This window comes from Pseudoalteromonas sp. Xi13 (assembly GCF_003952205.1).
Classification (GTDB): domain Bacteria; phylum Pseudomonadota; class Gammaproteobacteria; order Enterobacterales; family Alteromonadaceae; genus Pseudoalteromonas; species Pseudoalteromonas atlantica.
The window spans coordinates 1103021-1117938 of the sequence record NZ_CP034439.1; the positions used below are offsets into that span (position 1 = coordinate 1103021).

Below are 14918 nucleotides of genomic sequence, written 5' to 3' on the forward strand. Positions count from 1 at the left end.
AAATTATATTGTTCTTAACAATTTAATCTTGAGTATGGGCAATTAGCCCCCATAACCCTAAGATTAAGCCACGTGGCCGAGGAAGCATTTTTTGACTATACATGATTTATCTAGCGCGCTAAACGCGTTATCAGCAACACCGCATCAGCACGCAATTAAAGGGATCAAACGTGGTATTGAGCGAGAGTCGTTGCGTATTAAAGGTAATGGCGCCATTTCCACTTTAGGACATCCTAAAGGCGTAGGTAGTGCATTAACAAACGGACATATTACTACCGACTTTTCAGAGTCATTACTTGAATTTATTACCCCTGTTAGTGAATCAGCGACAGAAACCTTAGCGCAATTAAAAGACCTGCAAAAGTTTACACTTGAGCACATGGGTGATGAGCTTTTATGGCCCATCAGTATGCCATGCTTTATTGAAGATCAAGACGACATCGTACTGGCTCAATTTGGTAACTCAAATACTGCGCGTATGAAAACCCTATACCGTGAAGGATTAAAAAACCGTTACGGTAGTATGATGCAAGCGATTGCGGGTGTTCATTTTAATATTTCTTTTCCAGAAACACTTTGGCAATCTTTACACACCTTAAAGCAAAGTGAGCAAAGCCTAGAAGCATTTATATCGGATGGTTATTTAGCGCTTATTCGTAATTTTAAACGCGAGCTTTGGTTAATTAGTTACTTGTTTGGTGCCTCACCTGCATTATGTAATTCTTTTTTACAAGGGCGCAAAACTGACCTACCGTTTAAAAAGCTAGGTAAAGGAACACTTTATTTAGAAGTAGGAACCGCGCTACGCTTGGGTGATTTAGGTTACACCAACAGTGCGCAATCTTCATTACGCGTAATGTATAACTCACTTGATGAGTACGTTGCTGGGCTTAAAAAAGCAATCAACACGCCTTCTGACTTATACGGCGATATTGATGACTACACCACAGCAACACCTAAGCAGCTTAATAAAAATATTCTGCAAATCGAAAACGAATTTTATTCGCCGATCCGCCCTAAACGTAATGCTAAAAGTGGTGAAAAACCAACGGATGCATTATTAAGAGCAGGCATTGAGTATGTTGAAATTAGAGCGCTGGATGTAAACCCGTTTAGTGAAACCGGCATTGATATAGAGCAAATTCATTTTTTAGATGTGTTTTTAACGTATTGTTTGTTGAAAGACTCTCCAGAAATGCAGTGGAAAGAGCAAGCCCGCAGCACTGAGAATTTAGATACAGTGGTTAATCAGGGGCGTCAGTTAGGTGTTATGCTTAACGACAACAACCAACAGCGTACGTTACAAAGTTGGGGGAGAGAAATTTTTGACCAACTAAGTGAAGTCGCTGAGCATATGGATAAGGCGTATGGGGTGACCTATTACAGCGAAACCATCGCACAAATGGCTACTTGGGTTGATAACCCAGCGCTGACTTTTTCAGGGCGTTATGTGCGCGAGCTAGAAAGTGCGGGTATAGATAACGGTTTATTTGCTATTCAATTGGCTAATAAATATAAGCAAAGCCATGCTCAAGCCAACTACAATGTGTTTTCTAAAGAATGGCTAGAGCAACAAGTTGTTCTCTCGGATAAAGCGCGAGAAGAAATAGAGCGCGCCGACACGCTAAGCTTTACTGACTTTTTAGATGAATATTTTAATGCCAAAGCATCTGCTTAAGTTTTTTTAAGCAAAAAAAACGCAGCCCAAGGTGGCTGCGTAAATATTCTTCAGGGATGAAACAATGCTATACTGCTGCATTCATATACTCAGACCCACGCTTTTTTAAAAAGTTCAGTGAGATCTTATAAAAATGAAAAAAAATGCAATTATTTTATCTTTTGCCCTCTCTTTAGCTGGGTGTGCCACTGCGCCGCCAAAGCAACCTAATGATCTTTGTAAAATTTTTGAAGAAAAGTCAGATTGGTACTTTGATGCAAAAGATGCACAAGAAAAATGGGGCTCACCTAAACATGTTCTTATGAGCATGATGTACCAAGAAAGTTCGTTTCGTCATGATGCCGCACCACCCATGGAGTATTTTTTATGGATAATTCCAACTGGGCGTGCCAGTGATGCTTACGGGTACTCACAAGCAAAAACTCCAACTTGGTCTGACTATATTCGTGAAACGGGTAACAGTGGGGCTGATAGAGATGATTTTGACGATGCAATCGACTTTATGGCATGGTTTGTTTATAAAACACATAAAGTAAATGGTATCTCTAAATGGGATGCTTACGCCCAATACTTAAATTATCACGAAGGGTGGGGCGGTTATAAACGCGGTACCTATAAAAAGAAAAAGTGGCTAATGAGTGTTGCTAATAAAGTAAAACACCGCGCAAGCCGTTATGGTGCGCAGCTTAAACGTTGTGAAGAGGAGCTTGATAAAGGCTGGTTTGAGCGACTGCTTTTTGGCTAACTACATATCTTAAAAGCAAAAAAAAGGAGCCAAGGCTCCTTTTTTTAATGCATTATTTACACTTACAACTTACGTTGATTTGGCTTAATTTTTACCTGTTTGATCATATTCTCTTTTACCTCTAACACCTCAACAGGGTAGCCGGCTATTTTAAGGCTTAAATTAGCATCTGGAATATCTTCTAGGTATTCTACAATTAAACCGCTGAGTGTTTTAGGGCCATCAAGAGGAAACTCCCAGCCCATCTCTTTGTTTAAGTCGCGCACGTTAGCGCCGCCATCAACAAGGTAAGAGCCATCACTTTGTGTGGTCACTTCTTCACTTGGCGTACGTGTTTGCGTGGTAGTGAAATCGCCAACCACTTCTTCAAGAATATCCTCAAGGGTTACGAGGCCTTGTATGTCGCCATATTCATCAACCACTATACCAATACGCTCTTTTGATTGTTGGAACTTTAATAGCTGGGTATTTAGGGACGTCCCCTCAGGAATAAAGTAAATCTCACGTACAGCACGCAATAATGACGGTTTATCAAATTGCTCTTTGGTTAAAAGACGAAGAGCGTCACGCGAATGGATAAAACCTACCGCGTCATCAATATTGTCGCGATAAAGTAATACACGGGTGTGCTGAGCATGAGTTAATTGGCGGCTAATGAGCTTCCAATCGTCGTTAATATCAATCGCCACTATTTCGTTACGAGGGATCATAATATCTTCAACGGTCACTTGCTCTAAGTCTAAAATAGAAGTCAACATGCTTTGGTGACGAGCTGGCAGTAATGCGCCTGACTCATTCACCACTGTTTTAAGTTCTTCTTTACTCATGCTGTGCTCATCTATTTGTGCTGAGCTGATACCAAATAGACGTAAAATACCGTTGGTCATCCAGTTCACAACAACCACGAATGGGAATAGTATTTTGAGTAACCCTTTGAGAATAATAGAGCTTGGAAAGGCTACTTTTTCAGGGTACAACGCAGCAAGCGTTTTTGGGGTTACTTCTGCAAATATTAGTACCACTAGCGTTAACACACCGGTTGCAATACCAATACCTAAATCACCGTATAAACGAATACCAATGATAGTGGCTACCTGGGCAGCAGCGATATTTACAAGGTTGTTACCAATTAATATTAGGCCAATGAGTCTATCTGGACGGCTAAGTAATTTACTGACTCGTTTAGCTGCGCGATGTTCCTCTTTTGCAAGGTGGCGCAAGCGTATACGATTAATTGACATGATCCCGGTTTCTGAACCCGAGAAATAAGCAGAAAAAAGCACCAATAAACCTAAAATGATAAACAAGGTACTTGTCGATATGTCGTCCAACGATGGATCCTTTTTTTATAAACCAATGCGTATTAAGCTAGAGTGAGCTAACAGAGTCAAGTTAAAACTTATTTAACACCACTTCTTGTATAAAACGGCTGCCAAAATAAGCAAGTGTGAGGATAAATGCAGCGACCATGATGGTAATAACCACAGGTTTACCACGCCAGCCCTTTTTCATGTGCCCAAGCGCAACAGTGACAAAAATAACCCATGCGACAAGCGATAAAATGGTTTTATGGATAAATTCTTTTGCAAACATCCCATCTAAAAACACAAATCCTGTTAATAAGGCAAAGGTAAGTAGCACCGTACCTAAGTTTAATAGTTGATAGAGCTGACGTTCTACCACCATTAATGGTGGCAAATGGCTATGCACAATTGCTAAATCTTTACGTTTTAAGCGTTTATCAATAAAGTAAAACTGCACGCCGTATAAAGTGGCAATAATTAACACGCAATATGCTAACAGTGATAGCGATATATGTGTGATAAGGCCTATTTCAATATTAAAGCTTTGTAATAAAATATGGTGCGGTATAAACAAACTCGCAATGGTGAGTAGGGCTGCAAAGCCATAGACAACCGGTAACAGCAATGTAGCAGGGAACTTTAACGACACCGCAGTAACCGACACCACAATAACCCAGCAGGTCAGCAGTGCAACATTAACAATACTTAAATCTTGCCCGTCGGAGCGAAACACCGAATTAACCAACAGCAGCATGTGCGCTAGTATAGCCACGGTACTTAAAATAACCGTTACCTTTTGGCTAGGACCTTGTTGATGAAACAGGCGTGTTAACACGTGAGACGTTGCTAACACATAAAATAAACTGGCAATAATAGTTAAACTAATAATCAGCATTGTGCTTGGGCCACTTATAATTAGAGTCAAATAATTCTTGTTGTTATAAGCACATTGTATTTTATAGCAAAGCAATTGCATAGACCTAAAAAAAGAAACTCAATAAGCTGTGCTTCAATACTGTATTGTGCGCCATCATTTACGGTATACTGTTTTTAATTGAAATTTAATACTATTGCTCCCATCTAATAAGTAAAATGCAAATAAGCGTGAGCTTATTGGGTCAATATAAACGTCTTATCGGAACCGTTACATGTTTGAGAACCTCCAAGAACGATTAGGTAAAACCTTAAAAAATATTAGTGGCCGCGGCCGTTTAACAGAAGACAACATTAAAGACACGCTACGTGAAGTACGTATGGCGTTTTTAGAAGCTGACGTTGCGTTGCCTGTTGTTCGCGAGTTTGTAAAGCAAGTTAAAGAACGTGCCGTAGGTGTTGAAGTAACTAAAAGCTTAAGCCCTGGCCAAGTATTTATAAAAATAGTGCGCGAAGAGCTTGAAAAAGCGATGGGTGAAGCCAACGAAGAGCTTAGCCTAAATGCACAGCCGCCAGCCGTTGTTATGATGGCTGGTTTACAAGGTGCGGGTAAAACAACCAGTGTTGGTAAGCTTGCTAAGTTTTTAAAAGAGCGTAAGAAAAAGTCAGTGCTAGTTGTTAGTGCCGATGTATATCGTCCGGCGGCTATTAAACAGCTTGAAACACTTGCCAGCGAAGTTGACGTGGATTTTTTCCCAAGTGATATTTCGCAAAAGCCAGTAGATATCGCCACCGCTGCTATTTCTCATGCTAAAAAGAAATTTATAGACGTTGTTTTAGTCGATACCGCCGGCCGTTTGCACGTAGATAACGAAATGATGGGCGAAATTAAAGACCTTCATAAAGCAATCGACCCAATCGAAACATTATTTGTGGTTGATGCAATGACGGGTCAAGATGCGGCGAATACCGCTAAAGCATTTGATGAAGCGCTACCTTTAACCGGTGTTATTTTAACTAAAACAGATGGTGATGCACGCGGTGGTGCTGCTTTATCTATTCGTCATATTACCGGCAAGCCAATTAAATTTATGGGTGTGGGTGAGCGTACAGATGCACTAGAGCCGTTCCATCCCGATCGTATCGCATCGCGTATTTTAGGCATGGGGGATGTACTTTCATTAATCGAAGAAGTCGAAATGAAAGTCGATAAGGAAAAAGCAGCGAAGGTCGCCGAAAAAGTATTTAAAGGCAACGGCTTTACCCTTGATGATTTTGCAGAGCAATTAAAGCAAATGAAAAATATGGGTGGCATGATGTCGATGCTAGATAAGCTGCCTGGTATGCAAAACTTACCCGATGCTGTAAAAGGCCAAATGGGCGACAAAACCTTCATCCAAATGGAAGCAATCATCAGCTCTATGACCAAACAAGAGCGTGCGCGCCCTGAGATTATTAAAGGCTCTCGTAAAAAGCGTATAGCCGCAGGCTCTGGTACACAGGTACAAGAGATAAATAAACTGCTAAAACAGTTTACGCAAATGCAAAAAATGATGAAAAAAATGAAAGGTAAAGGCGGCATGCAAAAAATGATGCGCGGCATGAAAGGCATGTTACCACCTGGAATGATGGGCGGCGGTGGCCCTAAATTTTAATGTAGCGCTTAAATAGGCGCTATATAATGTATAACAAAAGGGCTGATTGGCCCTTTTTTGTTGAATAAATTATGCGCGTGGTGCATGATAATCTATTAATTGTGGCTCAGATCACAGTTTAACCTACTAAAGTGGCTTTTTGCTTCACTTCTTACTTGCATTGTTGCTAAAAACTCGTACAATTCCCCAGCTCCCCATACTGGGGAGTAAATCTTATTAATGAAAACAGTCAATCTATTTAGAGGACGGTATGGTAACTATTCGTTTGCAACGTGGTGGCGCTAAAAAACGCCCTTTCTATCAAATTGTGGTTGCGGATAGCCGTTTCTCGCGTGACGGTCGCTTCATCGAGAAAATTGGTTTCTTTAACCCAATTGCTTCAGGTCAAGAAGAAAAACTTCGTTTAGATTTACCTCGTGTTGATCACTGGGTAGGTCAGGGCGCAGGTCTTTCTGATCGTGTAGCTAAGTTAGTTAAAGACGCTCGTAAAGCGGCTTAATAGGCGTAAGTGTAACCATGAGTCAAGAGAACACCTCATCAATTATTGTCGTAGGAAAGCTCGGTGCCCCATATGGTATAAAGGGCTGGCTTAAGGTACATTCATTTACTGATGATCCCCAAGGGATCTTCGATTTCAGCCCGTGGTTGATAGGGCAACAAGGTAAATGGCAGACCTTAGAAGTGGTCGACTGGCGTCGCCACAACAAAGGCTTTATCGCTAAAATTGCGCAAGTAAACGACAGAGACGAAGCAATGGCTTATACCCATGCAGAAATATCTGTTGATTCAGCGCAATTACCAGAACTCCCGCAAGGCGAGTTTTATTGGCGAGATCTCATTGGCATGTCGGTTGTAACTGATAAAGGTTACAATTTAGGCACTGTTGATGACCTGATGGAGACAGGATCGAATGACGTACTGGTTGTTAAGGCAAACAGTAAAGATGCATTTGGTCAAGCTGAGCGTTTGATTCCTTTTTTAACTGATTCAGTAATTAAAGAAGTTAAATACGAAGCGAGAGAAATTACCGTAGACTGGGATCCTGGGTTTTAATGACTCAAACTAGTTCATTATGGGTAGGGGTGATAAGCCTTTTCCCAGACATGTTTGATGCTATTACACACCAAGGTGTCACTGGTCGCGCAGTGAAAAATGGCTTAATTGACTTTAACTGTTGGAATCCACGTGACTATGCTTTAGATAAGCACAGAACCGTAGATGACCGTCCTTACGGGGGCGGACCAGGTATGTTAATGATGGTTGAGCCATTAAAACAAGCCATTCTTGACGCTAAAAAAGCGGCAGGTGATGGCGCTAAAGTAATTTATATGTCCCCACAAGGGCGCAAACTTGATCAGCAGGGCGCTAGCGAACTCGCTAACTCTAATAAACTGATTTTGATTGCCGGTCGCTATGAAGGTATAGACGAGAGAATAATAGAGTCATACGTTGACGAAGAATGGTCAATTGGTGATTTTATTTTGAGTGGTGGTGAATTACCTGCCATGACATTAATTGATGCAGTAGCGCGATTAGTGCCAGGCGTGTTAGGTCATAACCAGTCAGCAGAGCAAGACTCATTTTCGGATGGCTTGCTAGATTGTCCTCACTATACACGGCCAGAAACATTGGACGACAAACAGGTGCCTGCTGTACTACTCAGTGGAAACCACCAAGAGATAGCAAAATGGCGGCTTAAGCAGTCATTAGGCAGAACTTGGCTACGACGTCCTGACTTGTTGCATAACCTAGCTCTGACTGAGGAGCAAGCGGTATTACTCGCACAATTTCAGCAAGAGTACCAAAAAGCTTGTGGCTAGAAGACAGTTACACCTAGGAAAGTGAGAAACATAATGGCAAAAGTAAACCAAAATATTATTAAAGCGCTTGAAGAAGAGCAGCTTAAAACAGACGTACCAGCATTCGGCGCTGGTGATACAGTAGTTGTACAGGTACGTGTAAAAGAAGGTAACAAAGAGCGTCTACAGGCCTTTGAAGGTGTTGTAATCGCTAAGCGTAATCGTGGTCTTCACTCAGCATTCACAGTTCGTAAAATTTCGAGCGGTGAAGGTGTTGAGCGTGTATTCCAAACGCACAGCCCTCTTATTGATAGCGTAACAGTTAAGCGTCGCGGTGCGGTTCGTCGTGCTAAGCTTTACTACCTACGTGAGCGTTCTGGTAAATCTGCACGTATTAGAGAAAAACTTAACTAATACGCGCTGTTTATCAACGCAAAGAAAACGGGTTGCAGCCTCACGGTTGCAACCCGTTTTGGTTTTTAAGCATTAAATAACATACTACCTCTTCACAAAAGTATCCCTCTGTATTAAGTAATCTTCACTCGCGTTACTACATTAACCTTTTAACCCATACTTGATCCTGTTAGTATTTAACGTATTGATTAGTTTACTTAAATGTAAATATATATTTACGAAATGAGTTGTTTATAGGTGGAATGAGAAACGTGGCTGAATTAAGTGATTTATCACAATTACGAGATGGCATAGATGAATGCGATGCGCAATTAGTTGCTTTACTTGCAAAGCGAAATGCAATAACCCAAAAAATTGGTGCTATTAAGCAGCAAAATGGCGCCCCCCTGCATGCCCCTGAAAGAGAAGCTGCTTTGCTCGCTGCTCGTCGTGATGAAGCGATTAAACAAGGAGTCAGCCCTGAACTTGTTGAAGACATATTAAGGCGCATGATGCGCGAAGCCTATCAAAACCAACAAGCTAAACTTGCCTGTGCCGCCCCTGATTTATCACCTATTGTAATTGTAGGTGGGCAAGGGGCAATGGGCCAGTTATTTGCTCAGCAGTTTATTCGTTCAGGTTATGAAGTTAAGATTTTAGATAAAGATCAGCAAAACGATGCTAAAGCCATTTTAGCTGGCGCAAAATTAGTGATGATCAGTGTACCTATCAATGCACTTGAGGCCGTAGTTGCTAAGCTACCTAAACTTGATGATGACTGTTTGCTTGTTGATATTACCTCAGTTAAGCAATCACCCATTAAAGCATTAAAAGCGGCGCACTCTGGGCCCGTTGTTGGTTTACACCCTATGTTTGGCCCAGATATTTCCCACTGGGTTAAACAAACCGTTGTTGTGTGTGAAGGCCGAGCGCATGATGCTGCAAAAGGCTTACTGCAGCAGTTGCAAGTATGGGGTTGCCAACTTGTTGAGCTAGATGCTAAAAAGCATGATGAAGCAATGCAAATTATACAAGTAATGCGCCACTTAACGACCTTTGTTTATGGGCAGTTTTTAGCAAAGCAAAGCCATACGCTTGAGGAACTAAGAAGCTGCTCGTCTCCTATTTATCAGTTAGAGTTGATGATGGTAGGGCGCCTATTTGCACAATCTCCTGAGCTATACTCAGATATAATGTTGGCCCAGTTTGATAATGTTGAGAGTTTACTAGCGCAATACCAAGAGACCTTTGCACAAACTCTTGAAAAGCTAAAAGCGGGAGATAAAGGCGCACTCATCGATGCATTTGCTGATGCTAAAGCGTATTTTTCAGACTCGACCGCGCACTTTTTAACGCAAAGCCGTAGCCTGCTAAATAAAGCAAATGACGCCAAGGTATTAGATTAAAAGGGTTAAAAATGTGTAGTTACTTAAGCTATACGTTGAAAGCATTTTAAATCAGCGATTAAAAAAGGGCCTACTTAGGCCCTTTTTAGTATTTGCGTGTTAGGTTAGGTATTTACACTCACAGCTTGTAAAGACTCACTTTGATAACAGCCTAAAACGCGCACATATTGAGTATGCTCTTTTAGCTCCTCTAAGGCATGTTGTACTTGGCTATCGGCAAGGTTTGCTTCTAAGTCTACATAAAACACTTCTTCCCACGGATTACCCGGTACAGGACGAGACTCTAGTTTAACTAAGTTTATTTGATGTTGCTTAAACACCATTAGCGCATCAGCCAATGAACCTGCTTGTTGTTTAGTGGCCATAATAAGGCTGGTTTTAGTCGGTATTTGTTTAGATACCTGCAGAGGTTTGCGCGCCACCACGATAAAGCGGCTGTGGTTTTCACTTTGATTCGCAAGGTTTGATTTAATCACTTCAAGACCAACGTTTTTACCTGCCTGCGCTGAGCCAATGGCCGCACTATTTGGCGTATTTAAAGCTGATTGTAGAGCACTTGAGGTTGAATCACAGGTTTCATGTTGTAAATCACCGAGGCCTTGTAAAAAGCGACTACATTGAGCAAATGGCTGAGGATGGGCATAAATTTTAGTTAATTGGCTTAATTCAGTATCTGGGGTAGCAAGTAAGCAGTGCTCTACACTGTGTGTAACTTCACCTACAATTGATACTTGAGCATGTTGTAATAAATCAAATACTTCGTTAATACTGCCCGAGCTGGTGTTTTCTATAGGCAGCAAACCAAAATCTGCTTGGCCATTTTCTACTTTGCCCGTAATTTCATCAAACGAGGTACAGCCAATTTCGACTAACTTGCCAGGGCGGCGGCTAAAGTATTTATGACATGCTAGCTGACTGTACGAGCCTTGCCCGCCTAAGTAAGTAACGCGATGTGTTTCGCTTAATGCATCGGGGTTTAAGTTTTTTTGCAGCATGGCTTGCTGATGCAGCACAGAGTCTTCCAAAATGGTTTGAAAAACGTTATTCACATAATACGCATCTAGACCAAGCGACTTGCCATAACCAATCAGCTTTTCGAGTAAGGCTAGTTCGCGCGCTTCATCACGAATTGGTTTGTTATTCGCAATTTTATACTCAACAACACCGTGGCTAATACGGCGGCGCTTAGCTAATAACACCAATAGATCAGAGTCTATTTCGTTAATATCGTGTCTGAGCGCGTTTAAAACATCGTTGGTCATTTTGGTTTCCTCATTCCAAAAATAAGTTGCTTAGTGCAACTAAAACAAAAAAGCCTCCCAAGTGGGAGGCTTTGCTATTCGATTGATTTTATCTCACAAACAGTTCAGCCTCTTTTATATAAAGAAGCTAAAAAAAGAAAAAAAAGTGCAAGATAAGATAATTTTCATGCTGTTAATGTATGAGGTGTTACTAGCAAAGTCAACAAGCAAGCCAGTTTAAATAGACATAATGAATAATTATCAGCTCCTAGCTAACATTTAGATAAAATTTACAAATAGTTTATAAATATGAATAGGGATCTGGTATATTTCAGGTATTAGCTAAAAATAACAACAACTAAAATAGTAAGGTTGGCCTGTGGTGTATAGACGCCCTCCATCGCGTTTTGGACTAAATTCTTTAAGTGTAAAGCTGTCGTTGCTTATATCTGCAATTTGTTTAATTGCCGGTGTGTGCGCTGCCGCGCTGATGCTTAAATCTGAAGAAAAACAATTAGTTTTCGAAGAGCATGAAGTACTTAAAAGCTCCACCGAATTACTTATCAGGCAATTTGACGCACTAATCAAAACAAAATCAGCCGTTGCCAAACAGGCTAATAATGTTGTGTCAGAGCAGCTATTTAGTGATAGTTCAGCAATCAATTTATCTAACAAAACCCAGTTACAATTTAATAGCGACGGCACTATACGCAGTGCATCGAGCGACGGCCTTTCAGCCGCATTTCTTCCTCAGCAGCATTATTCTCCTTTTTATAAGCGTTTATTTAATAACTCAGAGTCGTTATGGAAAGTCATTTCACCAACCTTAATTCACGACTTTTTTAATTTTTATATGATCACCAAAGACGATTTCATCCGTGTCTCGCCTCCCAATTGGGCGTTAAACGCACCGGCTGAACTCAGAGGCTCTAATGGTGCAACATTTAAGTATGTACAAAGTGATTTAAACCCCAGCAGAGAACCTGTTTGGTCTAAGGTTTATTACGATAAAGTATGGCATAAATGGGTTATTAGTCTGCTTGTCCCTTTGTATGTTGATAATGAATTTTTAGGGGTGACCGGCAGCGATATAGATTTAAACACGCTGATTTCATTTTTACCTGTGGGCGATAAAGAAAAACATTTACTGGTTTTTGATAAAAAAGGCCAACTGCTTGCTCACCCGAGCCTTAACCCAGCGCTACAAGCAAGTTATGGCAGCAAAGATAAAACAATAACAACAAACGAATTCGTTAATCCGCAATTGCAAGCCATTATAAATGAAGCAATTACCATGAAATTACCAGAGTATGCTAATTCGTTTGTACAAAACGATGAAGCACACATTATTAATATTCGTAAAATTGATAAACTAGACTGGTACATTGGGGTTTATAAAAAACGCTCATCAACGCTCTCAGCTCTGCAAGATTTAAAACTGAAGTTTTTTGGTTTGTTTGTGCTTTATGCGGTCTTGGTTGCCTTATTGTTACACCAAGCGCTGTATCAATTAGTGCTTCGCAGAATTCACACCTTAGTACATGCGGTTACTGGCTTTGGTAAAGGGCAATTACTAACCGAATTCCCGCCAGAGAACAAAGACGAAATAGGCACGCTAAACGGCTCATTTAGAGATATGACCGTAGAAATTCGTAAGCTTATAGATGGGTTAAACCAGCGAATTACAGAAAAAGAAATTGCCGAGAAAGCCGCTAATAGGCTCTCTAAAGCCGTTGCCTTCTCAGGAACCGGTGTGGTGATCACCGATGAAAACTTTGTTATAGAATACGTTAATCCCAAAATGCTGGAGATGACAGGCTACCCAGAGAGCCACTTTAACCGCGCGCCGCTGTTGAATATTATCGCATCTGAGATGGCCATTTTGGTTGAAGATATCAATATCGACCTTCGCAGTAGAAACTACTGGCGTGGTGATACCTTGATTCAGGGCAATGATAAACAGCCTATTTGGGTATCGTTAAGTGTTTCTCCTATTCGCGAAGACGGCGGTGAGATCACCAGTTATGTAGCCTCCGCACAAGATATTTCGTTTGTTAAAGAAAGCCAGCGCAAAATGGAGCAGCTTGCGTACTTTGACACGTTAACGGGCTTAGCAAACCGAACATTTTTTAGAATGCAGCTGCGTAAATCAATGGCTTTGGCTGAGCGCGGCCATTATGCGTTTGCACTTTTTTACTTTGATTTAGATGAATTTAAACGCATTAACGATACGTTAGGCCACGATGCAGGCGATCAGTTACTAATTGAAGTTGCTAACCGCCTTAAAGCACGCTTACGCGCCGAAGATACAATTGCCCGCCTAGGGGGCGACGAATTTGCTGTATTACTCAGTGGTATTGAAAGCCAAGAGCATGCCAGTGATGTCGCAAATACTATTCAAAAAACACTTAATGTGCCTATAAAGCTTGGCAATAACGAAGTAATAGTCAGCGCTAGTATTGGTATTACAATGGCCCCTTACGATAGCCTAGAAGAAGATCAGCTTTTAAAACATGCTGATTTAGCAATGTATGAGGCAAAAGCCAAAGGGCGTAATACTTACCACTTTTATAGCCAAGAGCTTAACGCGGCTGCCAATGAAAGGCTGTTCATTGAAAACGAATTACGCCATGCGATTAAAGAAAAACAGTTTGAGGTTTATTATCAGCCGCAAATAAACTCATTAACTCAGCACGTTGTAGGCTATGAAGCGCTACTACGCTGGTTCCACCCAGTAGAAGGGCTTATATCGCCGACCAAGTTTATTCCTATTGCTGAGGCAACAGGGCTTATTGTTGAACTCGGTGAGTGGGTATTACAGCAATCGTGCGAGTTTGCCGTGCGTTTAGCGCAAGATGGACGAGATAACAACGTATCTATTAATTTATCGGCACGTCAGTTTAAAGACGCTAATTTAGTGCCCATGCTCAGCAGTATTATTAAACAAACAGGGGTAAGTGCTAAGCGGTTACACTTGGAGCTTACCGAAAGTATGCTAATGGGCAATGTTGAAGCTGCCATTACGCAGTTACACGAACTAAAAGCACTGGGTATTTCAATATCGATTGATGATTTTGGTACTGGCTATTCGTCGCTAAGTTACTTAAAACGATTCCCGGTCGACATATTAAAAATTGACCGCTCGTTTGTAAAAGATATCCCTGCAGATTCTAATGACATGGAAATTACCGCCGCTATTATAGCCATGGCGCAAAAGCTTAAATTAGACGTAGTTGCAGAAGGGGTTGAAACGATTGAACAAGTAGAGTTTTTGCAAAATAATAATTGTTATATTGTGCAAGGGTTTTATTACAGCAAACCGATTGCTGAGAGCGAATTGCCAGCGTTATACAAAAACTTAAACGATACGCCTAACCTTGCTAGTAGCAAATAAAAAGTTGCGGGTTTAGCCACCCGCAATTTTTGCTTTAAATTTAAGGGTTTCTAAAATCCCTTTTAGTTTTTCGCGATCATCGCCTTGAACTTCAATAATGCCTTCTTTTACCGCGCCACCTTGGCCCATTTTACTTTTTATGGTTTTAGCTAGCTTTTTTAGATCGTGCGCTTTTGGATCTATACCCACAACCAACATCACACCTTTACCTTTTCGCCCCTTAGTTTGGCGCTCTATGCGGATAAAGCCATCTTTAAATAGTTTTGCAGTGGGTTCTTGCTCAACCTTTGGCTGGCTAATTCGGCCCATATCGGTTGAATATACTAAGCGGTTATCACTCATAATTTACCTAAATAAACGTTTTTATTGATGTATTAAATAATAACAAATTTGCTGGCGAGTGTTTTTATTTTTGCTAAATACTTTTAAC

At 41.0% G+C, this 14918-nt stretch carries 13 protein-coding genes; 9 read left to right on the top strand and 4 right to left on the bottom strand.

The window, feature by feature from the left end; genetic code table 11:
• The first annotated feature begins 91 nt into the window (after positions 1-91).
• Both gshA and EJ103_RS04975 read left to right on the top strand, forming a co-directional pair.
• On the top strand, positions 92-1678 hold the full coding sequence (gene gshA / locus EJ103_RS04970) for a glutamate--cysteine ligase (protein WP_126006354.1): 1587 nt from the start codon (positions 92-94) through the stop codon (positions 1676-1678).
• 133 nt (positions 1679-1811) lie between these two features.
• Positions 1812-2423, top strand: a complete 612-nt coding sequence (locus EJ103_RS04975; protein WP_024031857.1) for a transglycosylase SLT domain-containing protein — start codon at positions 1812-1814, stop codon at positions 2421-2423.
• A 62-nt stretch (positions 2424-2485) separates the two neighbouring features.
• Here EJ103_RS04975 and EJ103_RS04980 read toward each other — a convergent pair whose 3' ends face one another.
• Both EJ103_RS04980 and ccsA read right to left on the bottom strand, forming a co-directional pair.
• On the bottom strand, positions 2486-3754 hold the full coding sequence (locus EJ103_RS04980) for a CNNM domain-containing protein (protein ID WP_004587330.1): 1269 nt from the start codon (positions 3752-3754) through the stop codon (positions 2486-2488).
• 61 nt (positions 3755-3815) lie between these two features.
• Positions 3816-4622, bottom strand: a complete 807-nt coding sequence (gene ccsA, locus EJ103_RS04985; RefSeq protein WP_024031858.1) for a cytochrome c biogenesis protein CcsA — start codon at positions 4620-4622, stop codon at positions 3816-3818.
• 253 nt (positions 4623-4875) lie between these two features.
• Here ccsA and ffh point away from each other — a divergent pair, with 253 nt between their 5' ends.
• The 6 genes from ffh to tyrA all read left to right on the top strand — a co-directional run bounded on the left by ffh (position 4876) and on the right by tyrA (position 9853).
• Positions 4876-6255 carry a signal recognition particle protein gene (gene ffh, locus EJ103_RS04990; RefSeq protein WP_126006356.1) on the top strand — a complete coding sequence of 460 codons (1380 nt, stop codon included), beginning with the start codon at positions 4876-4878 and terminating at the stop codon, positions 6253-6255.
• Between the two features lie 250 nt (positions 6256-6505).
• A complete protein-coding gene (gene rpsP / locus EJ103_RS04995; protein WP_004587327.1) occupies positions 6506-6754 on the top strand; it encodes a 30S ribosomal protein S16 in 249 nt (82 codons plus the stop codon).
• Positions 6755-6771: 17 nt separating this feature from the next.
• Positions 6772-7308 (top strand): ribosome maturation factor RimM, encoded by a 537-nt coding sequence (rimM, locus tag EJ103_RS05000; RefSeq protein ID WP_004587326.1) that lies wholly within the window; start codon positions 6772-6774, stop codon positions 7306-7308.
• Positions 7308-8075 carry a tRNA (guanosine(37)-N1)-methyltransferase TrmD gene (gene trmD, locus EJ103_RS05005; protein WP_126006358.1) on the top strand — a complete coding sequence of 256 codons (768 nt, stop codon included), beginning with the start codon at positions 7308-7310 and terminating at the stop codon, positions 8073-8075. The genes rimM and trmD overlap by 1 nt, the downstream gene beginning before the upstream one ends.
• Before the next feature lie 33 nt (positions 8076-8108).
• Positions 8109-8468: a 50S ribosomal protein L19 gene (rplS, locus tag EJ103_RS05010; protein ID WP_004587324.1), complete on the top strand. Its 360-nt coding sequence runs from the start codon at positions 8109-8111 to the stop codon at positions 8466-8468.
• Positions 8469-8719: 251 nt separating this feature from the next.
• A complete protein-coding gene (tyrA, locus tag EJ103_RS05015) occupies positions 8720-9853 on the top strand; it encodes a bifunctional chorismate mutase/prephenate dehydrogenase (RefSeq protein WP_029773468.1) in 1134 nt (377 codons plus the stop codon).
• Between the two features lie 104 nt (positions 9854-9957).
• On the opposite strand, the gene EJ103_RS05020 is transcribed toward tyrA, so the two are convergent.
• Positions 9958-11115 carry a chorismate mutase gene (locus EJ103_RS05020; protein ID WP_054982179.1) on the bottom strand — a complete coding sequence of 386 codons (1158 nt, stop codon included), beginning with the start codon at positions 11113-11115 and terminating at the stop codon, positions 9958-9960.
• A 358-nt stretch (positions 11116-11473) separates the two neighbouring features.
• Between EJ103_RS05020 and EJ103_RS05025 the strand changes: the two genes are divergently transcribed.
• Complete coding sequence (locus EJ103_RS05025; protein WP_206435492.1) at positions 11474-14488, top strand: EAL domain-containing protein; 3015 nt, start codon at positions 11474-11476, stop codon at positions 14486-14488.
• Between the two features lie 12 nt (positions 14489-14500).
• On the opposite strand, the gene EJ103_RS05030 is transcribed toward EJ103_RS05025, so the two are convergent.
• Positions 14501-14830 carry a stress response translation initiation inhibitor YciH gene (locus tag EJ103_RS05030; protein ID WP_126006362.1) on the bottom strand — a complete coding sequence of 110 codons (330 nt, stop codon included), beginning with the start codon at positions 14828-14830 and terminating at the stop codon, positions 14501-14503.
• Between the last annotated feature and the right edge of the window lie 88 nt (positions 14831-14918).